The 24,383-nt window shown below is 71.0% G+C and carries 24 protein-coding genes; 16 read left to right on the forward strand and 8 right to left on the reverse strand.

The annotated features are described in order from the left end of the window. Both ACLQ29_RS08110 and ACLQ29_RS08115 read left to right on the forward strand, forming a co-directional pair. The coding region (locus tag ACLQ29_RS08110) for an ATP-binding protein (RefSeq protein ID WP_425771016.1) at nt 1-2,426 on the forward strand (2,426 nt) is incomplete at its 5' end. Further along, nucleotides 2,423-2,977, forward strand: coding sequence for a response regulator (locus ACLQ29_RS08115; protein WP_425771017.1), 555 nt, complete (start codon nt 2,423-2,425; stop codon nt 2,975-2,977). The genes ACLQ29_RS08110 and ACLQ29_RS08115, both read left to right, overlap by 4 nt. A 3-nt stretch (nt 2,978-2,980) precedes the next feature. On the opposite strand, the gene ACLQ29_RS08120 is transcribed toward ACLQ29_RS08115, so the two are convergent. Further along, on the reverse strand, nt 2,981-3,478 hold the full coding sequence (locus ACLQ29_RS08120; protein WP_425771018.1) for a GbsR/MarR family transcriptional regulator: 498 nt from the start codon (nt 3,476-3,478) through the stop codon (nt 2,981-2,983). Nucleotides 3,479-3,570: 92 nt separating this feature from the next. On the opposite strand from ACLQ29_RS08120, the gene ACLQ29_RS08125 reads away from it, so the two are divergent. After that, a complete protein-coding gene (locus ACLQ29_RS08125; RefSeq protein ID WP_425771019.1) occupies nt 3,571-4,467 on the forward strand; it encodes an ATP-binding cassette domain-containing protein in 897 nt (298 codons plus the stop codon). Further along, entirely contained in the window at nt 4,464-6,074 is a 1,611-nt protein-coding gene (locus tag ACLQ29_RS08130; protein ID WP_425771020.1) for an ABC transporter permease, read from the forward strand. The genes ACLQ29_RS08125 and ACLQ29_RS08130 overlap by 4 nt, the downstream gene beginning before the upstream one ends. A 121-nt stretch (nt 6,075-6,195) precedes the next feature. Here the strand turns inward: ACLQ29_RS08130 and ACLQ29_RS08135 are convergent, their stop codons facing one another. Next, nucleotides 6,196-6,531, reverse strand: a complete 336-nt coding sequence (locus ACLQ29_RS08135) for an STAS domain-containing protein (protein WP_007454492.1) — start codon at nt 6,529-6,531, stop codon at nt 6,196-6,198. Between the two features lie 168 nt (nt 6,532-6,699). Between ACLQ29_RS08135 and hemL the strand changes: the two genes are divergently transcribed. The 7 genes from hemL to ACLQ29_RS08170 all read left to right on the forward strand — a co-directional run bounded on the left by hemL (nt 6,700) and on the right by ACLQ29_RS08170 (nt 14,238). Continuing rightward, a complete protein-coding gene (hemL, locus tag ACLQ29_RS08140) occupies nt 6,700-8,037 on the forward strand; it encodes a glutamate-1-semialdehyde 2,1-aminomutase (protein ID WP_425771021.1) in 1,338 nt (445 codons plus the stop codon). A 6-nt stretch (nt 8,038-8,043) separates the two neighbouring features. After that, nucleotides 8,044-8,691 (forward strand): histidine phosphatase family protein, encoded by a 648-nt coding sequence (locus ACLQ29_RS08145; RefSeq protein ID WP_393365537.1) that lies wholly within the window; start codon nt 8,044-8,046, stop codon nt 8,689-8,691. Continuing rightward, entirely contained in the window at nt 8,692-9,261 is a 570-nt protein-coding gene (locus ACLQ29_RS08150) for a TlpA family protein disulfide reductase (RefSeq protein WP_425771022.1), read from the forward strand. Then, a complete protein-coding gene (locus ACLQ29_RS08155) occupies nt 9,261-10,079 on the forward strand; it encodes a cytochrome c biogenesis CcdA family protein (protein WP_425771023.1) in 819 nt (272 codons plus the stop codon). Before ACLQ29_RS08150 ends, ACLQ29_RS08155 begins: the two co-directional genes overlap by 1 nt. Continuing rightward, nucleotides 10,079-11,716, forward strand: a complete 1,638-nt coding sequence (gene resB, locus ACLQ29_RS08160) for a cytochrome c biogenesis protein ResB (protein ID WP_425771024.1) — start codon at nt 10,079-10,081, stop codon at nt 11,714-11,716. The genes ACLQ29_RS08155 and resB overlap by 1 nt, the downstream gene beginning before the upstream one ends. After that, nucleotides 11,716-12,687: a c-type cytochrome biogenesis protein CcsB gene (gene ccsB / locus ACLQ29_RS08165; protein ID WP_425771025.1), complete on the forward strand. Its 972-nt coding sequence runs from the start codon at nt 11,716-11,718 to the stop codon at nt 12,685-12,687. Before resB ends, ccsB begins: the two co-directional genes overlap by 1 nt. A gap of 69 nt (nt 12,688-12,756) precedes the next feature. Continuing rightward, complete coding sequence (locus tag ACLQ29_RS08170; RefSeq protein ID WP_425771026.1) at nt 12,757-14,238, forward strand: AAA family ATPase; 1,482 nt, start codon at nt 12,757-12,759, stop codon at nt 14,236-14,238. Here ACLQ29_RS08170 and ACLQ29_RS08175 read toward each other — a convergent pair. From ACLQ29_RS08175 to ACLQ29_RS08185, 3 genes are read right to left on the reverse strand one after another with little or no spacing between them, the layout of a single operon-like run. Beyond that, nucleotides 14,223-14,453, reverse strand: coding sequence for a hypothetical protein (locus ACLQ29_RS08175; protein ID WP_425771027.1), 231 nt, complete (start codon nt 14,451-14,453; stop codon nt 14,223-14,225). The two genes, ACLQ29_RS08170 and ACLQ29_RS08175, sit on opposite strands and share 16 nt — an antisense overlap. Beyond that, nucleotides 14,428-14,877 (reverse strand): hypothetical protein, encoded by a 450-nt coding sequence (locus ACLQ29_RS08180; RefSeq protein ID WP_425771028.1) that lies wholly within the window; start codon nt 14,875-14,877, stop codon nt 14,428-14,430. Before ACLQ29_RS08180 ends, ACLQ29_RS08175 begins: the two co-directional genes overlap by 26 nt. Before the next feature lie 53 nt (nt 14,878-14,930). Beyond that, on the reverse strand, nt 14,931-15,818 hold the full coding sequence (locus tag ACLQ29_RS08185; RefSeq protein WP_425771029.1) for an alpha/beta fold hydrolase: 888 nt from the start codon (nt 15,816-15,818) through the stop codon (nt 14,931-14,933). Between the two features lie 391 nt (nt 15,819-16,209). On the opposite strand from ACLQ29_RS08185, the gene ACLQ29_RS08190 reads away from it, so the two are divergent. The 3 genes from ACLQ29_RS08190 to ACLQ29_RS08200 all read left to right on the forward strand — a co-directional run bounded on the left by ACLQ29_RS08190 (nt 16,210) and on the right by ACLQ29_RS08200 (nt 19,347). Further along, the gene (locus tag ACLQ29_RS08190) at nt 16,210-17,670 is read left to right on the forward strand and encodes a menaquinone biosynthesis decarboxylase (RefSeq protein WP_425757319.1); all 1,461 of its coding nucleotides are present in this window, start codon (nt 16,210-16,212) and stop codon (nt 17,668-17,670) included. Then, a complete protein-coding gene (gene mqnP, locus ACLQ29_RS08195) occupies nt 17,670-18,650 on the forward strand; it encodes a menaquinone biosynthesis prenyltransferase MqnP (protein WP_425771030.1) in 981 nt (326 codons plus the stop codon). The genes ACLQ29_RS08190 and mqnP overlap by 1 nt, the downstream gene beginning before the upstream one ends. 67 nt (nt 18,651-18,717) lie before the next feature. Then, nucleotides 18,718-19,347 carry a UbiX family flavin prenyltransferase gene (locus tag ACLQ29_RS08200; protein WP_425771031.1) on the forward strand — a complete coding sequence of 210 codons (630 nt, stop codon included), beginning with the start codon at nt 18,718-18,720 and terminating at the stop codon, nt 19,345-19,347. Nucleotides 19,348-19,450: 103 nt separating this feature from the next. On the opposite strand, the gene ACLQ29_RS08205 is transcribed toward ACLQ29_RS08200, so the two are convergent. Beyond that, on the reverse strand, nt 19,451-19,717 hold the full coding sequence (locus ACLQ29_RS08205) for a BldC family transcriptional regulator (RefSeq protein WP_007454516.1): 267 nt from the start codon (nt 19,715-19,717) through the stop codon (nt 19,451-19,453). A gap of 269 nt (nt 19,718-19,986) precedes the next feature. Here ACLQ29_RS08205 and ACLQ29_RS08210 point away from each other — a divergent pair, with 269 nt between their 5' ends. Both ACLQ29_RS08210 and ACLQ29_RS08215 read left to right on the forward strand, forming a co-directional pair. Next, entirely contained in the window at nt 19,987-20,445 is a 459-nt protein-coding gene (locus ACLQ29_RS08210) for an Lrp/AsnC family transcriptional regulator (RefSeq protein ID WP_393365557.1), read from the forward strand. A gap of 114 nt (nt 20,446-20,559) precedes the next feature. Next, the gene (locus ACLQ29_RS08215) at nt 20,560-21,651 is read left to right on the forward strand and encodes a PLP-dependent cysteine synthase family protein (RefSeq protein WP_425771032.1); all 1,092 of its coding nucleotides are present in this window, start codon (nt 20,560-20,562) and stop codon (nt 21,649-21,651) included. A 15-nt stretch (nt 21,652-21,666) separates the two neighbouring features. Here ACLQ29_RS08215 and ACLQ29_RS08220 read toward each other — a convergent pair whose 3' ends face one another. Next, entirely contained in the window at nt 21,667-22,287 is a 621-nt protein-coding gene (locus ACLQ29_RS08220; RefSeq protein ID WP_425771245.1) for a putative glycolipid-binding domain-containing protein, read from the reverse strand. A gap of 103 nt (nt 22,288-22,390) precedes the next feature. Continuing rightward, nucleotides 22,391-24,289: a DEAD/DEAH box helicase gene (locus ACLQ29_RS08225; protein WP_425771246.1), complete on the reverse strand. Its 1,899-nt coding sequence runs from the start codon at nt 24,287-24,289 to the stop codon at nt 22,391-22,393. Nucleotides 24,290-24,383 lie beyond the last annotated feature (94 nt).

Genomic DNA, 24,383 nt, shown 5'->3' on the forward strand with positions numbered 1-24,383 from the left:
GTACGTGGCGCGATCTGACCGACAACGTCAACTCGATGGCGTCGAACCTGACCAGCCAGGTCCGCAACATCGCCTCGGTGACCACGGCCGTGGCGAAGGGTGACCTGAGCCAGAAGATCACTGTGGACGCGCGGGGCGAGATCCTGGAGCTGAAGTCGACTGTCAACACGATGGTGGACCAGCTCTCGTCGTTCGCCGACGAGGTGACCCGGGTGGCCCGTGAGGTCGGCATCGAGGGCAAGCTGGGCGGTCAGGCACAGGTGAAGGGCGTGTCCGGCACCTGGCGCGACCTGACCGAGAACGTCAACCAGCTCGCCTCGACGCTGACCACGCAGCTACGGGCCATCGCCCAGGTGTCCACCTCGGTGACCCGGGGCGACCTGACCCAGCGAATCGCCGTCAAGGCGCAGGGCGAGGTCGCCGAGCTGAAGGACAACATCAACCAGATGATCGTCACCCTCCGGGAGACGACGAAGAAGAACGCCGAGCAGGGCTGGTTGGACTCCAACCTGGCGCGGATCGGCGGCCTGTTGCAGGGTCAGCGCGACCTCGGCGAGGTCTGCCGCATGATCATGATGGAGGTGACCCCGCTTGTCGACGCCCAGCTCGGCGCCTTCTTCCTGGCCGACGACACCGACGGCAGCATGCGGCTGCGGCTGACCTCCTCGTACGGGTACGTGGCGCGGGGCAACGACGTCACCTTCGGTCCGGGTGAGGGGTTGGTCGGGCAGACCGCGCTGTCGCGCCGCACGATCCGGGTCAGCGCCTCCCCGAACAGCCGGCTCACCCTGCGGTCCGGTCTGGCCGAGACGCCTCCGTCGGACCTGGTGGTGCTCCCCGTGCTGTTCGAGGGTGAGCTGCTCGGCGTGATCGAGTTCGCGAGCGTGTCGGCCTTCTCCGAGCTGCACCTCGCGTTCCTGGAGCGGCTGGTGCTCACCATCGGCATCGCGGTCAACACCATCCAGGCCAACCGTCGTACGGAGGAGTTGCTGGCCCAGTCGCAGCGGCTGGCGCACGAGATGCAGGAGCAGTCGGCGGAGTTGCAGCGCACGAACGCCGAGTTGGAGGAGAAGGCGACTCTGCTCTCCGAGCAGAAGGGCAACATCGAGACGAAGAACCGGGAGATCGAGCTGGCTCGGCTGGGCCTGGAGGAGAAGGCGCAGCAGCTGACCCGGGCCTCGGCCTACAAGTCGGAGTTCCTGGCCAACATGAGCCACGAGCTGCGTACGCCGCTGAACTCGTTGCTGCTGCTGGCTCGCCTGCTGGCGGAGAACTCGGAGCAGAACCTCAGCCCGAAGCAGATCGAGTTCGCCAAGACCATCCACGGGTCCGGCTCCGACCTGCTGCGCCTGATCGACGACATCCTCGACCTGTCCAAGATCGAGGCGGGCCGGATGGACGTCGAGCCCACCGAGATCCGTTTCGCCGAGCTGCGCGGCTATGTCGAGCAGGCGTTCGCGCCGCAGGCCGAGGAGAAGAACCTGGACTTCCAGGTACGGGTGAGCAAGGATCTGCCGCCGGCGCTGGTGACCGACGCGCAGCGGTTGCAGCAGATCCTGCGCAACCTGCTCTCCAACGCGGTGAAGTTCACCGACAACGGCGCGGTGACGTTGCGGATCGCCCCGGCGGCGGAGAACGCGGTCTTCGACGTGCCGGCCTTGACGAACGCCCAGCAGGTGATCGCGTTCACCGTGATCGACACCGGGATCGGCATCTCCGACGACAAGTTGTCGATCATCTTCGAGGCGTTCCAGCAGGCGGACGGCACGACCAGCCGCCGTTACGGCGGCACCGGCCTGGGCCTGTCGATCAGCCGTGATCTGGCCCGGCTTATCGGCGGCACGATCACCGTGTCGTCCGCTCCCGGTCAGGGCTCGACCTTCACCCTGTTCGTGCCGCAGGTGTTGGCCCCGGATGCCGTGGTCGCGCCCCAGCTTCCGTCTCCGCAGCGCGCCGGCCTGCCCTCGTCGCTGCTGATGCCGCCGCTGGAGCTGTTGCCGGAGCGGCCGGAGGCGCCGGCCACCCGTCAACTCGATGGCGCCACGGTGCTGATCGTCGACGACGACGTCCGCAACGTCTTCGCCTTGACCAGCGCATTGGAGCTGCACGGGATGACCGTGCTGTACTCGGACAACGGGGCGGACGGTGTCCGCCTGCTGGCCGAGCATCCGGAGGTGGACATCGTGCTGATGGACGCCATGATGCCGGACCAGGACGGCTACGAGACCACCCGCCAGATTCGCCGCAACCATCGGTTCGCCGATCTGCCGGTGGTCTTCCTGACCGCGAAGGCCATGCCGGGCGACCGGGAGTCGGCGCTCGCGGCCGGCGGCAGCGACTACATCACCAAGCCGGTCGACCTGGATGACCTGATCGAGTTGATGTCGTCCTGGATCAACGGCAGCCGGACCGAGGAGACTTCGTGACCCAGATCGCCAAGGCGCTGCTCGTGGACGACCGGCGGCAGAATCTGACGGCCCTGGAGGCGATCCTCCAGGGCCTGCCGGTGCAGTCGGTGGCGGTGGAGAGCGGTGAGGCGGCGCTCAAGCAGCTCCTCGTGGACGACTTCGCGGTGATCCTGCTGGACGCGCAGATGCCGGACATGGACGGGTTCGAGACGGCGAGCCACATCAAGCGCCGGGAGCGGACCCGGCACGTGCCGATCATCTTCCTCACCGCCGCGGACCGGGACGCCCAGCTCGCCCTCCGGGGCTACCAGGTGGGCGCGGTGGACTACCTGACCAAGCCGTTCGACCCGTGGGTGCTGCGGGCCAAGGTGTCGGTCTTCGTCGAGCTGTGGGTGAAGACCCGGCAGTTGGCCACCCAGTCGGATCTGGTCCGGGAGCGCGACACGCAGTGGCGGCGGCTCACCGACGCGGTGGACGAGGCGACCACGCTGCTCCGCTCCGACAGCGCGGAGTCCCACGACCGGGCGGTACGCATGCTCGAGCAGGCCCGCTGGGGCAACACCGCCTGACGCTCAGACCTCGCCGGGCCGCAGGTGGCCGGTGGCGGCCCGGCGGGCCCGCCACCGCTCGCCCAGCGAGTCGATCTCCTCCTGGACGAAGATGAAGAAGTCGCGCATCTCGGCCACCCGCTCGCCGGCCGGCGTCTCCGGGCCGTCGAGGGCGACCACGCCGCCCTCGGCCACGTCGATGAACGTCTTGTAGAGCATGGTCTTGGTGATCGTCGCCTCGTACCAGGGGTTGTCCGGCATCCGGTAGCGATCCCGTCGGGATCGGGGGACCGGCTCGCGGATCAGCATGCCGAACTGGGTGAGGTAGCGGACCGCGCCGCTGACCGCCGCGGCGCTCACCCCGAGCCGCTCGCCGATCTCGGCGGCGGTGAGGGGGTCGTCCGCGGTCATCACGGTGAAGAGCACCCGGGCTGCCATTCGCGGGAAACCGACCTCGGCGAAGGTCAGGGCCATTCGCTCGACGAAGAGGTGCACCGGGTCGTGGCTGTCGCCGGTTGCCATGGTGGTCCCCTTCCACGTGCTGGTGTGACCCTCGATGCTGCCCAGGTCTCACAGTCTTCACAACTTTGTGAAACGAGTGTAGCTTCCGATATATGGAAACTCCCATTGCGGTGTCCGGTCTGGTCAAGACCTTTGGCCGGACGCGGGCACTCGACGGTCTGGACCTGACCGTCCGCACCGGCGAGGTGCACGGCTTCCTCGGCCCGAACGGTGCCGGCAAGTCGACGACCATCCGGGCACTGCTCGGCCTGCTGCGGACGGACGCGGGGGCCGTCCGCCTGCTCGGTGGCGATCCGTGGCGCGACGCGGTGGCCCTGCACCGCCGGCTGGCGTACGTGCCGGGCGACGTGACGCTCTGGCCCAACCTCTCCGGCGGCGAGGTCATCGACCTGCTCGGTCGGATGCGCGGCGGGCTGGACCCGGCCCGCCGGGCCGAGCTGCTGGACTCCTTCGAGCTGGACCCGCGCAAGAAGGGGCGGGCCTACTCCAAGGGCAACCGGCAGAAGGTAGGCCTGGTGGCGGCCCTCGCCTCGGACGCCGAACTGGTCATCCTGGACGAGCCGACCTCCGGGCTGGACCCGCTGATGGAGGAGGTGTTCCAGCACTGGGTCCGCCGCGCCAAGGCCGACGGGCGCACCGTGCTGCTCTCCAGCCACATCCTGGCCGAGGTGGAGGCGCTCTGCGACCGGGTGACGATCATCCGCAACGGCCGGGACGTGGAGACCGGCACCCTGACCGAGCTGCGCCACCTGCGCCGCACCTCGATCGACGCCGAGCTGACCGGTCCGGCGGACGCGCTGGGCCAGCTCGCCGGCGTCCACGACCTGCGGGTGGACGGGCACCGGGTGCGCTTCGACGTGGACAACGCCGCGCTGGCGACCGCGCTGCGCCAGCTCACCGAGATCGGCGTACGGAGTCTGGTCAGCCAGCCGCCGACACTTGAGGAACTGTTCCTGCGGCACTACCAGGCCGAGCAGGTGCGGTCATGACGGCCCTCACCGGGACGCGGCACCTGGTGCGCCTCATCCTGCGCCGGGACCGGGTGTTGCTACCGATCTGGATCCTGCTGCTGGCGGTGCTGCCGGCCAGCTACGCCAGCGCGTACGCCGAGCTGTACCCGACGGCCGCCGAGCGGGCCGCGTACCTCGCCGGCACGGCGAGTAACCCGTCGATCGTCGCCCTGCTCGGCCCGGTCTACGGCGACAGCATCGGCGCGCTCACCGTCCAGCGCGCCGGTCTGCTGGCGTTGATCGCCGCGCTGGTCAGCGTGCTCACCGTGGTCCGGCACACCCGGACCGAGGAGGAGGCCGGTCGCCGGGAGCTGCTCGGCGCGACAGTGCTGGGCCGGTACGCGGGGCTGACCGCCGCGCTGCTTGTGACGTACACCGCGAATGTGCTGCTCGGCCTGCTCGCCGCCGGCGGTCTGATCGCGGCCGGCCTGCCCGGCGCGGGTTCGGTGCTCTTCGGCGCTGGCGTGGCGCTCACCGGTGTGGCCTTCGCCACTGTCGGCGGGCTTGCCGCGCAGCTCACCGAGGGTGCGGGTGGGGCGCGTGGGATCGGCCTGGGCGCGCTCGGGCTGGCCTTCGTGCTGCGGCTGGCCGGCGACGCCGGAGGGTCCGGCGGCACCGGTGGAGACGCCGAGTGGCTGAGCTGGCTCTCACCGCTGGGCTGGTCGGCACGGAGTCGCGCCTACGCCGACCAGCGCCCGTGGGTGCTGCTGCTGCCGGTGCTGTTCAGCGTGGTGGTCGCGCTCGTCGCGTACCCCGTCGCGGTCCGCCGTGACCTCGGCGCGGGGGTGTTTCCGTCCCGGCTCGGCCCCGCCGCCGCTGCCGGCCTGGCCGGCCCGTTCGGCCTGGCCTGGCGGCTGCACCGGACCCAACTGCTCGGCTGGACCGTCGGCTTCGGGCTGCTCGGCCTGGTGCTCGGCGGGGCGGCGGATGCCGCCGGCGAGGCGGTGCGGGGCAACCAGCAGGTGGCCGACATCCTGTCCCGGCTGGGCGGCAGCTCCGCGCTCGCCGAGGCGTACCTCGGTGGGACGTTGAGCCTGACCGCGCCGGCCGCCGCCGGGTACGGCATCCAGGCCGCGCTGCGGGCCCGGGCGGAGGAGACCGCCGGGCTGGCCGAACCGCTGCTCGCGACGGCGGTGAGCCGGACTCGCTGGCTGGCGGCGCATCTGGTCTTCGCGCTGCTCGGCCCGGCGGTCGTGCTGAGCGTCGCCGGGCTCGCCACCGGGCTGGCCTACGGGCTCAGCGTCTCCGACGTCGGCGGCGAGCTGCCGCGGCTGCTCGGTGCCGGGCTGGCCCAGGTGCCCGCGGCCTGGGTGCTGTCCGGGCTGGCGGCGCTGCTGGTCGGCTGGCTGCCCCGCTTCTCCGCGGCTGCCTGGGCGGCGCTCGCCGGCTGTCTGCTGCTCGGTCAGCTCGGCGCGGTGCTGGGGTTGGACCAGTGGGCGCTCAATGTCTCCCCGTTCACCCACACCCCCCAGGTCCTCAGCGAGAACTGGCAGGTAGCCCCACTGGCCGCCCTGACAGCGACAGCGGCGGCCCTGCTGATCGGAGCTGTCGCAACCTTCCGCACCCGAGACATCCCCACCCCGTAACCGTGCCCCCCGACCCACCCCCTGACACGCGTTGATCATGAGGTTGACGGGCGATCTGGTGCCCGAATGACCCGTCAACCTCATGATCAACCCCGAGAGGGGGAGGGTGGGGCGCGGGGGGTTAGCCGGTGGGTTGGTCGTTGCGGATCATCAGGGCGCTGCGCAGGCCGGTGATGTCCAGGACGCGGATCAGGAAGTCGCCCACGTGGGTCAGCATCAACAGGCTCTGCGCGTGGCTGGCCTTGCGGCTGAGCACGACGAGGGTGCCCAGGCCCTGTGAGTCGCAGAAGGTGACTCCACCCAGATCGAGCACGATCCGCGGGGGTGGGTCCGCCAGCACCTCGTTGACCACCGTGGAGAGCTGGGCGGCCGTGAGCATGTCGATCTCACCGGCCAGGCGCAGCACTGCTTCGTCGCCCGTCCGGTGTAGCGTGATGGACAGTTCGGCACGATCCACCCGGTCAGCCTAGCGCGATCCGCCCGGCCCGGCCTGTTGAGGCCGCGAGCCGCCGCCCGCCGAGGTCACGAGCCGTCGCCGCCCACCGCCCGGCCAGGGGTGAGCCCGGTAACCCTGCCGCGGGGTGGCTGCTGGTTGACCGTGCGGCGCTGACACAATGGCGGCATCGTGACCGACATCTTTCCCGCCGGATCCGGCCGCTACCCAGCCGTCGCGCCGGCCTCCGAGGCCCTGTTCGACCGCGCCCGCGCCATCGTGCCGGGCGGGGTGAACTCCCCTGTGCGCGCCTTCCAGGCGGTCGGTGGCACCCCGCGTTTCATGGTCCGTGGCGAGGGTCCGTGGCTGTACGACGCCGACGGCCGCCGCTACGTCGACCTGGTCTGCTCGTGGGGTCCGCTGATCCTCGGGCACGCCCACCCCGAGGTGGTGGCCGCCGTGCAGGCCGCCGCCGCCCTGGGCACCAGCTTCGGCACCCCCACCCCGGGCGAGGTGGAGTTGGCCGCCGAGCTTGTCGACCGCACCCCGATGGAGCAGGTCCGGCTGGTCAACTCCGGCACCGAGGCGACCATGTCGGCGATCCGGCTGGCGCGCGGCTTCACCGGTCGGTCCAAGATCATCAAGTTCGCGGGCTGCTACCACGGTCACGTGGACGCACTGCTCGCCGCCGCCGGGTCCGGCGTGGCCACCCTGGGCCTGCCCGACTCGCCAGGAGTGACAGGCGCGGCGGCCAGCGAGACGATAGTTCTCCCGTACAACGACATCCGGGCCGTCGAGGAGGCCTTCGCCGCCGAGGGCCCGCACATCGCCGCGGTGATCACCGAGGCCGCCGCCGGCAACATGGGCGTGGTGGCACCCCGCGACGGCTTCAACTCCCAGCTCGCCCGGATCGCGCACGCGCACGGGGCCCTGCTGGTGGTCGACGAGGTGATGACCGGGTTCCGGGTCTCCCGCGCCGGGTGGCACGGCCTCGACGCCTCCGACGCCGACCTGTGGACGTACGGCAAGGTCATGGGTGGTGGCCTGCCCGCCGCGGCGTTCGGCGGGCGGGCGGACATCATGGCGCGGCTCGCGCCGGCCGGCCCGGTCTACCAGGCCGGCACGCTCTCCGGTAACCCGCTGGCCTGCGCCGCCGGCCTGGCCACGCTGCGACTCGCCGACGACGCGCTCTACCGCCGCCTCGACGAGACGGCCGCCGTCGTGGGCAAGCTGGCGTCCGACGCGCTGGCCGCCGCCGGGGTCCCGCACCGACTGTCGTACGCGGGCAGCATGTTCTCGATCTTCTTCACCGACGCCGACGTGGTCGACTACGACAGCGCCCGCACCCAGCAGGTGCCGGCGTTCAAGGCGTTCTTCCACGCGATGCTCGCCGCCGGCGTCTACCTGCCGCCGAGCGCGTTCGAGTCGTGGTTCGTGTCGGCGGCGATCGACGACGCCGCTCTGGAGCACATCGCCGCAGCGCTGCCCACGGCGGCGAACGCGGCGGCAGCGGCTGGTCACGGGGGGTAAAAGACCTTGAGCAAGACGGTGGTCCACGTGCTCCGGCACGGCGAGGTGCACAACCCCGACCAGATCCTCTACGGTCGGCTGCCCGGTTTCCGCCTCTCCGAGCTGGGTGTGCAGATGGCCAAGGCCGCCGCACAGGGCCTGGCCGAGCGGGAGATCGTGCACGTGGTGGCCAGCCCGCTGGAACGCGCCCAGCAGACCGCCGAGCCGATCGCCGCCCAGTTCGGGCTGCCGGTCGGCGTGGACGAGCGGCTGATCGAGAGCGCCAACTGGTTCGAGGGCAAGAAGGTGTCCCCGGGTGACGGGTCGTTCCGCGACCCGCGTAACTGGTGGGTGCTGCGCGATCCGGTGACCCCGTCCTGGGGTGAGGCGTACCGGGTGATCGCCGAGCGGATGTTCGCCGCCGTGCAGGCCGCCCGGGTCGCCGCCGAGGGGCGCGAGGCGGTGCTGGTGTCGCACCAGCTCCCGATCTGGACGCTGCGTCGCCACGTCGAGCGCAAGCGTCTCTGGCACGACCCGCGCAAGCGGCAGTGTGGGCTGGCCAGCCTCACCTCGTTCCACTTCGAGGGCGCGAAGGTGGCGGGCATCGGCTACAGCGAGCCGGCCGCGCACCTGATCGCTCTCTCCGCGACAGCCCGGACGGCCAAGGGGGCCTGAATGTACGCCCGGAGGTGGACCGCCGGCCTGCTCGCCGTCGTCGCCGCGGTGGCGCTCGTCGGCTGCACGTCGTCGAAGGGGCAGGAGAAGACCTGCACGACCACCACCGACGGGATCTTCGAGTGCGCACCGGACCAGCGCTCGGCACCCCCGAAGCTCGCCGGTGAGCTGCTGGACGGCGGCGGTTACGACGTCAGCCAGGCCCGCGGCCAGGTGGTGGTGCTCAACTTCTGGGGCTCCTGGTGCGCGCCGTGTCGTGCCGAGGCCGACGACCTGGAAGCGACCTACCAGGCCACCAAGGGCTCCGGAGTGACCTTCCTCGGCGCCAACGTCTCCGACGAGCGGGACAAGGCCAAGGCGTTCGAGAAGGGTCGGGTCACCTATCCGAGCCTCTTCGACCCGAGCAGCAAGCTGGCGCTCAACCTGGACATCCCACCGAACTTCGTCCCGGCGACAGTGGTGCTGGACCGGGAGGGTCGGATCGCCGTGGTGATCCGGGCCGCGGTCAAGCAGGAGGGCCTGCAACCGATCGTCGAGCGGATCGCGGCCGAGAAGCCGGCATCGGGCTGATGGGCGAGACCTTCAAGGAGCTGGCCGTCAGCGGGCCGCTGCTGCTCGCCATCGGCGCGGCGGCGCTCGCCGGCCTGGTCAGCTTCCTCTCCCCGTGCGTGCTTCCGCTCGTCCCCGGCTACCTGTCGTACGTCACCGGTCTGGCCGGCGCCGACCTGGAGGGTCGCCGGCCGGCGGCCGAACCCGCACCGGCCACCGGCGGTGTCGCCGTCAAGGAGCGGGTCGCGCGGGTCGGCGCGGTCAAGGGCCGGGTGCTCGCCGGCACACTCCTCTTCATCGGCGGCTTCACGGTCGTCTTCGTGGCCACCGCGATCCTCTTCGCCAGCATCGGCCGGGTGTTCTTCGACTACGAGCGCGAGTTGCAGATCGGCGTCGGCGTGCTGGTCATCGTGGCGGGGTTGAGCTACCTCGGGATGATCCCGGCCCTGCAACGCGAGTTCCGGATCTCCCGACTGCCGTCGGCCGGCCTGCTCGGCGCACCTGTCTTCGGAGCGGTGTTCGCGCTCAGTTGGGTGCCCTGCACCGGCCCCACCCTCGGCGCGGTGATGGGCATGGCCACCGCCAGCGGCCAGACCGACCGCGCCATGGTGCTCGCCGTGGCGTACTGCCTCGGGTTGGGGATACCGTTCGTGGTCTTCGGGCTGGGCTTCGAACGCCTGCTCGGGGTCTTCCGCGCCGTCCGGCGCAACAGCCGCTGGGTCACCCGGGTCGGCGGCGCCCTGCTCATCCTGATCGGCCTGGCGCTCGTCACCGGCGGATGGCAGAGCTTCGTGATCTGGTTGCAGACCACCGTCGGGGTGGGCGAGGTGAGCATCTGATGACGGTCGTCGACGACCGACCGGAGACCGTGGCCCCGGCGCCACGGCGTCGGCCCAACCGGCTGCTGGCCCTGCTGCGCAACTCGTGGCGGCAGCTCACCAGCATGCGTACGGCGCTGATCCTGCTCTTCCTGCTCGCGGTCGCCGCCATCCCCGGCTCGGTGCTGCCGCAGCGCGGGATCAGCCCGGAAAAGGTCAACCAGTACTTTGTCGACCACCCGGCCTGGGCCCCCCGACTGGACCGGATCGGCGCGTTCGAGGTCTTCGGCTCGGTCTGGTTCTCCGCGATCTACCTGCTGCTGTTCACCTCCCTGATCGGATGCATCACGCCCCGGCTGCGCGACCATGTCCGGGCGTTGCGGGCCCGGCCGCCGGCCGCGCCGAAGCGGATGACGCGGCTGCCGCAGCACACAGTGCTGCCCGCGCCGGCCGGTGGCGCCACGGCGATCGCCGAGGTGCTGCGCAAGCGCCGCTGGCGGGTGCAGGTGCGCGGCAACGAGGTCTCCGCCGAGAAGGGCTATCTCAAGGAAACCGGCAACCTGCTGTTCCACATGTCGCTGATCGCGGTGTTGATCGGCGTCGCGCTCGGCTCGTGGTACGGCTGGAGTGGCAACCGGCTCCTGGTGGCCGGCGCGGACAACACGTTCTGCAACACCCGCCAGCAGTTCGCCGAGGCCAAGCTCGGCCCCCGGGTGGACAGCGCGGACCTGCCCCGCTTCTGCCTGCGGCTGGACGACTTCCAGGCCCGCTTCCTGCCCTCCGGCCAGCCGCAGTTCTTCAACGCCACGGTCACCGTCGACGGCCCGGACGAGCCCACCCGCAGCGCGGACTTCTCGGTGAACTCGCCGCTGCGGTTGAAGGACGCAAGCGTCTACCTGCTCGGCCACGGGTACGCCCCGGTGATCCGCTACACCGACCGGTTCGGCAACAGCCAGCTCAGCGACGACCCGTTCCTCACCACAGGTGACATGGGTCTGACGAGCGAGGGGCTGGCGGCCTTCCCGGACGCGAACGTCGACCCGGCCACCGGGCAGCGCGCACCGGATCAGCAGATGGCGTTCACAGGCATCTACCTGCCCACGGCGCCCGAGCAGGGGCCGTTCGTACGCTCGCAGTATCCGGCCGAGCGCAACCCGGTGCTGAACCTGGTCGCGTACCGGGGCAACCTCGGCCGGGACGCCGGCATCCCCGGCTCGATCTACCAACTCGACCAGCGGCAGGTGCGGACCGGCAAGGTCAAGGAGGTCGGCACCAAACTGCTGCGCAAGGGCGAGACCTGGACGCTCGACGACGGCTCGACCGTCGAGTTCCTGGACACCAAGCGGTACGTCACCCTCTCCGTCCGGCACGATCCCGGCGCGACCCCGCTGCTGATCAGCTGCGGTGTTCTGCTTGTCGGGTTGATGGGCTCGCTGTTCGGGCGGCGTCGTCGGGTGTTCTTCCGGGTGGTGCCGGCCGACCCGGGGGAAGGATCTCCGACGAGCGGTAGTAGCTTGATGGAGGTCGGTGGGTTGCCGCGTACCGACTACCCAGGGTTCGCCGACGAGTTCACCCAGCTCGTCGCCGCGGTCAACGGTGCCGACCGGCCCGAAGGTGACTCCACCGACCGGGCCGGCGTGCGAGAAGGAGCCGAGTGATGTCCGCACTCTCCGACAATCTGGTGACCTTCGCGATCCTCGCGTACCTGGTCGCGATGATCGGTCACGCCGTGGAGTACGCGCTGGGCAACGCGCGTACCCGAATCGCCGCTGCGGCTCCGGTCCGTGAACTGGTGGGCGCCGGTGGCGGCACCCTGCCCCCGCCGCCCGCGCCGGTCCCGCCGTCTGCCGCGGCCGACCGGTCGGCGCGACGTGCCCGCCTCGCGGGTCTCGTCGGGGTGGGCGCCACCGCGGTCGCCGCCGTGCTGCACCTGGCGGCGCTCGTCACGCGCGGCCTCGCCGCGGACCGCATGCCGTGGGGCAACATGTACGAGTTCGTGCTCACGGTGACGTTCATCGGTGTCGCCGCCTGGCTGGTGGTGCTCTGGAAGCGGCCGTCGCTGCGCAAACTCGGGCTTTTCCTGACCCTGGTGATGGTGCTGCTTGTCGCCACCGCCGAGCTGGTGCTGTACGTGCCGATCGTGCCGCTGGTGCCGGCCCTGAACTCGTACTGGTTCGTCATCCACGTCTCGACGATCGTCTTCGCGTCCGGCATCTTCCTGCTCGGTGTGGTGCCGGCGGTCGGCTTCCTGATGCGCAACGGATACGAGCAGGGCAAGCGGAGCTTCCCGTACACCCTGGCCAAGCGCCTGCCCGGCGCGGTGGGCCTGGAGCGGCTGACCTTCGCGCTGCACGCGTTCGCGTTCCCGATCTTCACCTTCGCGGTCATCGCCGGCGCGATCTGGGCCGAGGCGGCGTGGGGCCGGCCGTGGGGCTGGGACCCGAAAGAGACCTGGGCCTTCATCTCCTGGGTCGTGTACGCCGGTTACCTGCACGCCCGCGCCACGCCCAGCGTCAGGCGCAACGTGGCCACCTGGCTGGCGGTGCTCGGCTTCCTCACCATGCTGATGAACCTGTTCGGCGTGAACATCTTCTTCACCGGCCTGCACTCGTACGGCGGGCTGGACTGAACCACAGTTGACAGAATGTAGAACTACACTTCTTGGAAGCGTAGTTCTACATTCTGTGGGGATGTGACAGTGAAGCTCTCCAAGCCAGCGGAGATTTTCGACCGTGACGTCGAGTGGGCGGAGCTGGTCCGGTTCGCCACGGACGACCGCCCAGGCGCGACGCTGGGCGTGGTCAGTGGCCGTCGCCGGCAGGGCAAGACCCTGCTGTTGTACGAGTTGGCCCGCGCCACCGACGGTTTCTACTTCGGGGCGACAGAGGCGACCCCGGTGGAGTCGCTGCGTCGACTCGGGGAGGCTCTCGGCCGGCACACCGACGCGCCTGGTCCGCTTCGCCTGGACGACTGGTCGGGAGCGGTCGACGCACTGCTCGCGCTGGGCCAGCACCGCCCGGTTACCGTGGTGATCGACGAGTTCCCCTATCTTGCCCGGTCGACTCGGGATCTCCCGTCGATAATTCAGCACGCGCTCACGCCGGGCCGGGTCGAGCGCACCGATTCCCGCACGCGCCTGCTGCTGTGCGGTTCGGCACTGTCGTTCATGGGTGGTCTGCTCGCCGGTTCGGCCCCGTTGCGCGGACGGGCAGGGCTTGAACTGGCCGTGCCACCCCTGGACTATCGTGCCGCGGCGACGTTCTGGGGGCTCGATGATCCTGCGCTCGCTGCCCGCGTGTTCGCCATCGTCGGTGGCACCCCGGCCTACCGACGGGAGTATGTCCAGGACGATGTGCCCGACGGACCGGACGATTTCGACGACTGGGTCGTCCGCGCCGTGCTGAATCCGGCCCGCCCGTTGTTCCGCGAGGCTCGCTATCTGCTTGCCGAGGATCCCGACCTGCGAGACACCGCTCTTTACCATTCCGTGCTGTCCGCGGTCGCCGAAGGCAACGGCACCCGAGGTGGGATCGCCGGGTACATCGGACGGAAGGCCACCGACCTCCAGCATCCGCTCACCGTCCTTGAGGATGCCGGTCTCCTCATTCGCGAGCCCGATCCGCTTCGCAGTGGGCGCAGCCGTTACCGCATCGCCGAACCCCTGATCACCTTCTATCAGGCTGTCATGCGGCCCTCCTGGACGGCCTTGGAGCAACGGCGTGGCTCGGACGTCTGGAGGCGTTCCAACCGCCGGTACTCGAGCGCGGTGCTGGGGCCAGCGTTCGAGGAGATCGTCCGGCAGTGGGCTCTGCGCTTCGCCACGCCAGAGACGTTTGGTGGTGTCGTCGCGGACGCCAGCTCGGCCGTCCTCACCGATCCCGCCACCCGTACCAGCCTGGAACTCGACCTGGTGGCGTTCGGCGAGCCGCCGTTCGGCGACGGCCCTCGGCCGCTGCTCGCCATCGGAGAGGTCAAGTGGGGTCGCACGCTGGGTCGGCCCGAGCTGGAACGACTGAGCCGCGCACGTGACCTGCTCGCCGCGCGTCCCGGCCTGGACGTGAGGGACGGTCGGTTGCTGCTCGCGAGCGCCGCAGGGTTCACCGACGAGCTGCGGCACGCGGCCGCTCAGCGTCCCGATGTCGTCCTCGTCGATCCGTCGCGGCTCTATGCGGGCGACTGAGAGCGTCGGGGTCGCTGGGGAGGATGTCGGGTGCCGCGCAGGGTCTCGTCCACGCGTAGCGTGACCTGGTACGACACCTCCGGCAGGTCGGCCAGCTCGATCCGTTCCCCGCGTAGCGCCAGTTGGGCGTGCAGCTCCCGGGCGACGGCGTCGCGAATCGCGACCAGGAGGGGAGACAACCCGTCCCGGTCACCGACGACGAACGCGTCCGACATGGTTCCACCCTGCCGCCACGCCCCGCCGTTTCGCCACCATCGGTGAGATGTGCCCGCCGGGCTTGACCCGGGCCTTGTCGTTCCGTGCGGCCTTGTCGTTCGCGCGATCTTGCCGTTCCGTGCGGCCTTGTCGTTCCGTGCGGCCTTGTCGTTCCGTGCGGCCTTGTCGTTCCGTGCGGCCTTGTCGTTCCGTGCGGCCTTGTCGTTCCACGGCGGTGTCGGCGGGCCACTGGCAGCCGCCGAACCAGCCGGGCACGTCGAGTCGGAACCAGTTGGCGGAGGCCATCGTGCGGAGGTCGTCCTCCATGGCGGTGACCCGTTCTGGGCCGAGGGTGTCGGCCCACTGCCCGCGTAGCCGGTCGAAGATCTCCGCGGAACGACGCAGTCCGTCGGCGCCCGTCGCCTGACCGTCCAGGGCGGTCACCCAGAACGATGCGCCAGGTGGCCGGCCTGCGTCGCCTGGCGCTTACCGCTCTGTCACGCGGACCGGTCGGCCGCCTCGAGGAAGTCGCGCAGCAGGGCGAGCATCTCGTCCGGACGCTCCTCGTACAGCCAGTGCCCGCAGTCCTCGATCACCTCGCCGCGGACGGTGTCGGCGTACCGGCGAACCTGCTCGGCCACCTGCCCGCCGAGGCTGGCCGCCGCGCCGACCGCCAGCACCGGCATCGTCAGCTTCACCGACCGGTGCTCGGCGTTGTCGGCGATGTCCTGCTCGAACGCCCGGAAGTAGGCGAAGCTCGCCCGCAGATGCGCCGGGTCGCGCAGGTGGCTGGCGAACTCCTCGATGTCGGGCGCGGCGATGCTGCCCTTGCGCACCATCAGCGCGTCGGTGAACCGGTCCACCCACAGCGACTCCCGCCCGCTGACCAACGCCTCCGGAAGCCCGTTGCCGAGCGAGAAGAAGCCGAAATTCCACACCCCGGGCCCGGCCGGGGTGAGCGCGGGAAACGTGTGGATGCTCTCGTCGGGGATCGGCGCCTCGGTGAGCACCAGCCGACTCACCCGCTGCGGATGGGCGGCGGCGTACGCGTACGCCACCATCGTCCCCAGGTCGTGTCCGACCACCCGGAGGTCGCTTGTCAGGCCGAGTTGATCGAGCAGGCCGTGCAGGTCGGCGGCTGCCGTCTTCTTGTCGTAGCCGTCGGCCGGGGCGTCGCTGGCCCCGAAGCCGCGCAGGTCGGGTGCGACGACGTCGAAGGAGCGTCCCAGCTCGGGCAGCAGGTGCCGCCACATGTACCAGCACTGCGGGTACCCGTGCAGCAGCACCAGTGGCGGGCCACTGCCGCCCCGGACGTAGTTCATGGCGATCTGGCCGACCCGCGCCCGTTGCTCGGTGAACCCCGCCGGAACCCGCTCCGCGCCCATCGCCGCCCCCGTCCGCCGTCCGTCCGCGCGCCTCGGCCTGTCGTCCGCCCGCCGCCTGCCCGGCTACCCGCTCAACCGCCCGCCATGCCCCGCGAGGCGCCGCTCCTGCCGGTTGATCCACTCGGTTTCAGTGAAGTCGCGGTGTCCTGCGGCCCGCGATGCACCGACTTCACGAAAACCGAGTGGATCTTGGGGCGCGGACCGCGCGGAGGGCGCGGACCGCGCGGAGGGCGCGGACCGCGCGGAGGGCGCGGACCGCGCGGAGGGCGCGGACCGCGCGGTCCGCGCGGACCGCCCGCGTCCACTGACCCGGCCACTGGTTCCCGGGTCATCGCGAGTGTCACAGCACCCGGCTTGGGCCGTGTGGCACCCGGTGCGGGAGACTGGCGACATGGCGGCTCGTGGCTTCCCGTACACCGATCTCAAGGACTTCCTCGCGGCGCTTGAGCGCGCGGGGGAGTTGCGCCGGGTCGACGTCCCGGTCGACCCCACCCTGGAGATCAGCGAGGTGGTCACCCGCACGGTGCGGGCCGGCGGCCCGGCGCTGCTCTTCGAGCGCCCGACCCGGGGCGAGATGCCGTTGGCGATCAACCTGTTCGGCACCGAGAAGCGGATGGCGATGGCGCTCGGCGTCGAGTCACTTGACGAGATCGGCGCCCGAATCGGCGCGCTGATCAAGCCGGAACTGCCGGTCGGCTGGTCCGGCATCCGGGAGGGCCTCGGCAAGGTCATGCAGCTCAAGTCGGTGCCGCCGCGCAAGGTGAAGACCGCGCCCTGCCAGGAGGTCGTCTACCGGGGCGAGGACGTCGACCTGAACCGGCTGCCGGGGCTACAGGTCTGGCCCGACGACGGTGGGATCTTCCACAACTACGGGCTGACCCACACCAAGCACCCGGAGACCGGCAAGCGCAACCTGGGCCTGTACCGACTCCAGCAGCACGGCCGCAACACCCTGGGCATGCACTGGCAGATCCACAAGGACTCGACGGCCCACCACGCGGTCGCCGAGCGGCTCGGGCAGCGTCTGCCGGTCGCGGTCGCGATCGGCTGCGACCCGGTCGTCTCGTACGCGGCAAGCGCCCCGCTGCCCGGCGACATCGACGAGTACCTGTTCGCTGGGTTCCTGCGCGGCGAACGGGTGGAGATGGTCGACTGCCTCACCGTGCCGTTGCAGGTGCCGGCGCACGCGCAGATCGTGCTGGAGGGCTACCTGGAGCCCGGTGAGCGACTGCCCGAGGGCCCGTTCGGCGACCACACCGGCTTCTACACCCCGGTCGAGCCGTTCCCGGTGCTGCACATCGAGGCAATGACCATGCAGCGCAAGCCGGTCTACCACTCGATCGTCACGTCTAAGCCGCCACAGGAGGACCACGGCCTCGGCAAGGCCACCGAGCGGATCTTCCAGCCGCTGCTCAAGCTCATGATCCCGGACATCGTCGACTACGACCTGCCGGCGGCCGGTGTCTTCCACAACTGCGCGATCGTCTCGATCCGTAAGCGCTACCCGAAGCACGCGCAGAAGGTGATGAACGCGATCTGGGGCGCGCACCTGATGTCGCTGACCAAGCTGATCGTGATCGTCGACGAGGACTGCGACGTGCACGACTACAACGAGGTCGCCTTCCGGGCCTTCGGCAACGTCGACTACGCGCGCGACCTGCTGCTCACCGAGGGCCCGGTGGACCACCTCGACCACTCGTCGTACCAGCAGTTCTGGGGCGGCAAGGCGGGTGTCGACGCGACCCGCAAGCTACCCACCGAGGGCTACACCCGCGGCTGGCCGGAGGAGATGAGCATGGCCCCGGAGGTCACCGCCCTGGTCGACAAGCGCTGGAAGGAATACGGCATCTGATGGCCCCCGCCGACAACACCCGCGATCTTGCACTTTCGGTCCCCGATTTGCCCCCTTCCTCCCCTTCTGCCCCGACAGAAAGTGCAAGATCGCGGGAGCCGGGGCGGGTGCGGGCGTTCCTGGACCTCGTCAAGATCGAGCACTCCGTGTTCGCCCTGCCGTTCGCCTTCCTGTCCGCACTGACCGCCATGCAGGTGAACGGCGGGCACGTGCGCTGGTGGGACCTGCTGCTGATCACGATGGCCATGGTCGGGGCACGGACGTTCGCGATGGCCGCCAACCGGATCCTCGACCGGCGGATCGACGCGCGGAACCCGCGCACCGCCGGTCGGGAACTGGTGACCGGCGCGGTGAGCGTGCGGACGGCCTGGACCGGCGCGGCCGTCGCGTTGGTGGTCTTCCTCGTCACCGCCGCCCTGCTCAACCCGCTCTGTCTGGTGCTGGCGCCGCTCGCCGTGGTGCCGCTCGTCGTCTACCCCTACGCCAAGCGGTTCACCAACTGGCCGCACGCCATCCTCGGGATCGCCCAGGCGGTCGGCCCGGTCGGCGCGTGGCTGGCGGTCACCGGCACCCTGGACGGCTCCGGGCCGGCCTGGTTGCTCGGTGCGGCGGTGGGGTTGTGGATCGGTGGCTTCGACCTGATCTACGCCTGCCAGGATTCCGAGATCGACCGGGAGATCGGCGTGCACAGCGTGCCCGCGCGGTACGGTCGTCGTTTCGCGTTGCACGCCTCCACGGTCGCGCACGTGGTGACGTTCGCGCTGTTCATCTGGTTCGGCGGGCTGATCGGCCTGGGCTGGCTCTGGTGGATCGGGCTCGCCCTGACCGCTGTGGCGTTCGGCTACCAGCACCTGGTGGTGACCCCCACCGACCTCAGCAAGGTCAACCGCGCGTTCTTCACGGCCAACGGGTTCGTCGGCATCGCGCTGTTCGTCTTCGCCCTGCTCGACCTGGTGATCCGGCTCGGCCTGCGCCCCTGAGGCGGCCCGGCCGGACGATCCCGGGGGTGCGCACCAGCGCACCAGCCGGACCAGGCAGGCTGGGGGCATGCGGGAACCATGGGTGGTCGGGGTCTCCGGGGCCTCCGGCACGCCGTACGCGGCGGCGGTCATCGGCGGCCTGCTCGACGCGGGCGAGTCGGTGGACCTGATCGTGTCCCGAGCGGCCCGACTCACCGTGCTCGACGAGACCGGCCGACCGTTCCGCGACGGGCACTGGGCCGAGGACCTCGCGGGTTGGCTCGGCCGGGACCTGACCGGAGCGGACGTGCGGTACTGGCCGGCCGGCGACCTGGCCGCCGGGCCCAGCAGCGGCTCCTACCGGGTACGCGGCATGACCGTGGTCCCGGCCAGCACGGCGGCCTGCGCGGGCATCGCGATCGGGCTGTCCAAGGATCTGTTGCAGCGTGCCGCCGAGGTCAACCTCAAGGAACGGCGGCCCGTGGTGGTGGTCCCCCGGGAGACACCGGTGACCCGCAGCCACCTGGAGCACCTGATCGCGCTGCACGACGCCGGCGCGGTGGTGCTGCCGGCCAGCCCCGGCTTCTACGGGGCCGGCGCGGAGGCCAGCGCCCAGCAGTTGGTCGACTTCGTGGCCGGCAAGGTGCTGGACGCGCTCGGCGTCCCGCACACCCTGTTCCGCAGGTGGTCCGGCCAGCTCGGTGCGGCCCGGGGCTGAGCTGTCGGCTCAGCGCGCGTCGTCGTGCCGCCCGACCGGATTCGGCCGAAACGGTACGCGGACCGGACTGGTGTCCGGTCCGCGTGGCGTAGTCCGCACCAGTTCAGTACATGCCGGCGTTGGCCGGACCCGGCCCCGTGGATGCGGCCGGCCCCACATTGCGTGGCTTACCGACCTCGTCCACTTCGTCCAGCATGCCCTCCCCCTCAAGCAGGGCTCGCACCTCGGATTCCCGAAACCGGCGATGCCCGCCTGGAGTCCGGATGCTTCCTATCCGGCCGGCCGCCGCCCATCTCGTCACAGTCTTCGGGTCCACCCGAAACAGCGCGGCGACCTCACCCGGTGTCAGCAGGCGATCTCCAGTGTCCACAGCCCCCTCCTCGCGTCGACGAAGCCCCTGGCTGAACACACTGCCCCCGGCTGGTGCGAGCCCAGAGCCGTCATGAGGGACGTATGGCAATTACAGCACCAGGGACCTGGCCTGTCCGCCAAACGCGAAAAATGCACTGAGTGGGAAGTTAGTAAATGCTACTGGTGCAACCCCTGCCTTGACTGTCGGTTCGTGAACAGTTACTCACTGTTCGGTCCAACGGATGCTGAAGGCGTCGCGTTACGCGTAACCGGCTAAGGTCACTCTCCGTGGACGCCATCGACCTGAGCCTCGTCGACCTGCTGCGCGGCAACGCCCGCCTGTCGTACGCCGAGCTGGCCCGGCAGGTGGGCCTCTCCGCCCCGGCCGTGCACGAGCGGGTCGGCAAGCTGGAGAGCAGCGGTGTGGTCCGCGGTTACCGCGCCGACGTTGAACCGGAGGCGATCGGGCTGGGAGTCACCGCGCTGATCGGCATCGTCGAAGACTCCGGCGCGGACAGCGACGACATGCTCGAGTCCCTGCGGGTACTGCCCGAGATCGAGTCCTGCTACTTCATGGCCGGGGTGGAGTCGTTCCTGCTGAAGGCGCGGGTCGGCACGATCGCCGAGTTGGAGCAGTTGATCGTGCGGTTGAACCGGACCCCCGGGGTCGCCTCCACCCGCACCGCCATCGCGCTCTCCACCAAGTGGGAGAACCGCCCCCAGCCGGTCGGCCCGCCCCCGGCCTGACCCTCGCGTACCCCTGGTGTCGCCGGATCGGCCGGCCCGGCCGGGCCGGCCAACGCCGGCAACGCCGCCGGACCGGCGCCGACCACCCCTGACCTGCTTGCTACGTTTCCGAGCGTGACTCATCTCGACCGCTGCGACGAGGCCAGCCGGACCTGGGTGACGGGGGCGATCGCCACCGTCGAGGCGGACGCGAACCGCTCGGCCGACACCCACCTGCTGCCGTTCCCCCTGCCCCGGGCCTGGGGGATCGACCTTTACCTCAAGGACGAGTCGTCCCACCCCACCGGCTCACTGAAGCACCGTCTGGCCCGTTCGCTGTTCCTCTACGGGCTCTGCAACGGCTGGATCGGGCCGAGCACCACGATCGTCGAGGCGTCGTCGGGGTCCACGGCGGTCTCCGAGGCGTACTTCGCCCGGATGCTCGGTCTGCCGTTCATCGCGGTGATGCCCTCCTCCACCTCGCCCGAGAAGATCGCGCAGATCGAGTTCCAGGGCGGCCGCTGCCACCTGGTGGAGGACCCCGCGACAGTGGTGGTCGAGGCGCGCTGGCTCGCCGAGGACTCCGGCGGGCACTTCATGGACCAGTTCACCTACGCCGAGCGGGCGACCGACTGGCGGGGCAACAACAACATCGCCGAGTCGATCTACGCGCAGTTGGAGCTGGAGCGACACCCGATCCCCAGCTGGGTGGTGGTGGGCGCCGGCACCGGGGGCACCAGCGCGACAATCGGCAGGTACGCCCGGTACCGCCGGCTCGCCACCAAGCTCTGCGTGGTCGACCCGGAGAACTCGGCGTTCTACCCGGCCTGGCTGGCCGCCGACTGGTCGGTGCGGACCGGGAAGGGCTCCCGGATCGAGGGGATCGGCCGCCCCACCGTGGAGGCGTCCTTCCTGCCCTCGGTGGTGGACCGGATGGTCCAGGTGCCGGACGCGGCGTCCCTGGCCGCGATGCGCGCCGGATCGGCGCTCCTCGGGCGCCGCGTGGGCGGCTCCACCGGCACCAACCTGTGGGGTGCGTTCGGCCTGATCGCCGGGATGCTCGCGGAGGGCCGGACCGGCTCGGTGGTCACCCTGATCTGCGACCCAGGCGACCGGTACGCCGACACCTACTATTCCGACGACTGGGTGGCCGCCCAGGGCCTCGACCTGGCGCCGCACCTGGCCTCGATCGACCGCTTCCTGACCAGCGGCACCTGGCCCGTCTGAGCCTGTCCGCGCCGGTCAGCGCGGGTCGATCCGTTCGGCCAGCCCCGGGTAGCGCACCACGTAGCCGCTGTCGTCCAGATCGATCTCGGCGGTGAAGGTGCCACTGGCGAAACGCACCCGACCCGGCCCGAGCCCGGTGTAGATCTGCTCGGCCGACACCACCTCCAGACCCGGCAGCAGCACCCACGCGACGGTGATCCGGTGGGCCACGTCGGCCGGCTCGGCGGGCAACCCGAGCCGGTGGACCGGCAGGGTGTTGAACAGCGGCGAGCCGCTCAGGTCGACGTCGAGCGCGTTGGCCAGCCGGTCCGGATCATCCGTGCCCGGCAGACCGGCCCGAGGATGACCGGCCGCGACCAGCGCCGCGTCCAGGTCGCCCTGCTCGGCGGTGGTCACCCGCCACCGGTCCGTGGCCCGCTCCAGCTTCACCCTGCGCAGCCAGCCCAGCCCCTCGGCCTCGACCTCGACCCGGGTGGTGGTCCAGTCCGGCGCGGTGGTCAGCTGGTAACGGGCGGTCCAGGGGATCGGGTCCACGGCGAGCAGGGTGCCCCGGGCCGTCAACCCGTGACCGTCGTCGAGCAGCACCTGCTCGCTGCCGGCGGTGTCCGTCCGGGACCAGAAGATCGACTTCGGCATGGTCGGCATGAGCCGGACGTTACGCGACCCCACCGACATCGGCAGGGCATGCGCGAACGCCGCCGCGGATGGGCTCCGCGACGGCGTTCGAGAAACAGTCAGATCAGTGGGTACGCGCCGGCGGTCGCCCGCCGAAACCGCGCCGGTCGTCACGCGGACGGTCGTCGCGGGGCCGGTCGTCGCGGGGACGGTCGTCCCGACCACGGCTCTCCGGACGGAAGCCACCCCGAGTGTCGCGGTCGCCGAAGCGACGCTCACCGGTCGGGCGGTCCCCGTACTGACGGTCACCCTGCGGGCGGTCGCCGAAGCGCCGCTCGCCGGTCGGACGGCCGTCCCGGTCGCCGAACTGCGGCCGGTCGCTGGAACCCCGGCTGTCCCGATCGGCGTACCGCCGCTCACCCTGCGGGCGGTCGCCGAAGCCCCGCTCGCCGGCGGGCCGGTCGCCGTACCGCCGCTCGCCGGCCGGGCGGTCGCCGTGCTGCCGGTCGCCGTGCTGCCGGTCGCCGTACCGTCGCTCGCCCTGCGGGCGGTCGCTGTACTGGCGGTCACCCTGTGGGCGGTCGCTGTACCGTCGCTCGCCGGTGGGCCGGTCGCTGTACTGGCGGTCACCCTGTGGGCGGTCGCCGTACCGTCGCTCGCCGGTGGGCCGGTCGCTGTACTGGCGGTCACCCTGCGGGCGGTCGCCGAAGCGTCGCTCGCCGGTCGGGCGGTCGCCGTAGCGGCGCTCGCCGCCGGTGCGGTCACCGAACCGGCGCGGGCCGCCGGAGCGGTCGTCGAAGCGACGCGAGCCGCCGGAACGGTCGCCGTAGCCGCGGGGCTCCGCCTCGATCCGAACCGGGACGCCGCTGGGCTCGCGGGCACCGACCAGCTCGGCCAGGGCCTGGTCACCGACCCGCACCCGGGTCTCGGCCGGCGCGACACCGGCCTTCTCCATCATCGCCAGGGTGGTGCGGCGCTGCTTGGGCAGCACCAGGGTGGCGACCGCTCCCGACTCGCCCGCCCGGGCCGTGCGCCCCGCGCGGTGCAGGTAGTCCTTGGGGTCCTTCGGCGGGTCGACGTGCAGCACCAGGGTGACGCCGTCGACGTGGATGCCCCGAGCCGCCACATCCGTGGCGACAAGCACGTTCATCCGGCCCTCACGGAACTCGGCCAACGTCTTGGTACGCATCCGCTGGGTCTTGCCACCGTGCAGCCCACCGGCGCGTACGCCGACGGCGGCGAGTTGCTCGACCAGCCGGTCCACCCCGAGCTGGGTGCGGGCGAAGACCATCGTCCGGCCGTCGCGGGCGGCGATCGAGGCCGCCACCGGGAACTTCTCGTGCGGCGGGATCAAGAGCATGTGGTGATCCATGGTGGACACCGACGCGGTGGACGGCGCCGTCGAGTGCGTCACCGGATCGGTCATGAACCGCTTGACCAACGCGTCGACGTCACCGTCGAGAGTGGCCGAGAAGAGCAACCGCTGACTGTTCGCGGGGGTCTTCGACAGCAGGTCGGTCACCTCGGGCAGGAAGCCCATGTCGGCCATCTGGTCGGCCTCGTCGAGCACCGTTACCTCGACGTCGTCGAGCTGGCAGATGCCCCGCTCGATCAGGTCGCCGAGCCGGCCCGGGGTGGCCACGATGATCTCCACGCCGCGCCGCAGCGCGTCGATCTGACGGTCGTACGGGACACCGCCGACGGCGGTCTTGAGGAAGATGCCGACGGACTTGCCCAGCGGCACCAGCGCGTCGTTGACCTGCATGGCCAACTCACGGGTGGGAACCAGGACCAGGGCGCGCGGGCGCATCGGCCGGGCCCGGTTGCGGCTGGCCAGCCGGGCGATCATCGGCAGACCGAAGGCCAGCGTCTTGCCCGAACCGGTCTGCCCGCGGCCGAGCACGTCACGACCGGCCAGCGCGTCCGGAACGGTGGCCCGCTGGATCTCGAACGGGCTGGTGATGCCCTGCTGGGCCAGCGCGCGGACCAGCGGCTCGGGCAGGCCGAGGGAGGCGAAGGTGATCGGATCGGCGGTCGCGGCCGGGGCGGGCTCGGCCGCCGGGGCGGCAGTCGCGGCGCCGGTCTCGCTCGGGGAGGCGTCGAGCTGCTCCCGGGCG

The sequence above is a fragment of the Micromonospora sp. DT228 genome, from assembly GCF_049841595.1.
In the GTDB taxonomy this organism is placed as follows: Bacteria; Actinomycetota; Actinomycetes; order Mycobacteriales; family Micromonosporaceae; genus Micromonospora.

Bases quoted from the DNA above. Each gene is read 5' to 3' on its own strand.
- ACLQ29_RS08120 (WP_425771018.1), bottom strand. From the start codon at position 3,478: ATGGCAACCGGCGACAGCCACGACCCGGTGCACCTCTTCGTCGAGCGA.
- ACLQ29_RS08125 (WP_425771019.1), top strand. From the start codon at position 3,571: ATGGAAACTCCCATTGCGGTGTCCGGTCTGGTCAAGACCTTTGGCCGG.
- ACLQ29_RS08130 (WP_425771020.1), top strand. From the start codon at position 4,464: ATGACGGCCCTCACCGGGACGCGGCACCTGGTGCGCCTCATCCTGCGC.
- ACLQ29_RS08150 (WP_425771022.1), top strand. From the start codon at position 8,692: ATGTACGCCCGGAGGTGGACCGCCGGCCTGCTCGCCGTCGTCGCCGCG.
- ACLQ29_RS08155 (WP_425771023.1), top strand. From the start codon at position 9,261: ATGGGCGAGACCTTCAAGGAGCTGGCCGTCAGCGGGCCGCTGCTGCTC.
- resB (WP_425771024.1), top strand. From the start codon at position 10,079: ATGACGGTCGTCGACGACCGACCGGAGACCGTGGCCCCGGCGCCACGG.
- ccsB (WP_425771025.1), top strand. From the start codon at position 11,716: ATGTCCGCACTCTCCGACAATCTGGTGACCTTCGCGATCCTCGCGTAC.
- ACLQ29_RS08175 (WP_425771027.1), bottom strand. From the start codon at position 14,453: ATGTCGGACGCGTTCGTCGTCGGTGACCGGGACGGGTTGTCTCCCCTC.
- ACLQ29_RS08185 (WP_425771029.1), bottom strand. From the start codon at position 15,818: ATGGGCGCGGAGCGGGTTCCGGCGGGGTTCACCGAGCAACGGGCGCGG.
- ACLQ29_RS08190 (WP_425757319.1), top strand. From the start codon at position 16,210: ATGGCGGCTCGTGGCTTCCCGTACACCGATCTCAAGGACTTCCTCGCG.
- mqnP (WP_425771030.1), top strand. From the start codon at position 17,670: ATGGCCCCCGCCGACAACACCCGCGATCTTGCACTTTCGGTCCCCGAT.
- ACLQ29_RS08200 (WP_425771031.1), top strand. From the start codon at position 18,718: ATGCGGGAACCATGGGTGGTCGGGGTCTCCGGGGCCTCCGGCACGCCG.
- ACLQ29_RS08220 (WP_425771245.1), bottom strand. From the start codon at position 22,287: ATGCCGAAGTCGATCTTCTGGTCCCGGACGGACACCGCCGGCAGCGAG.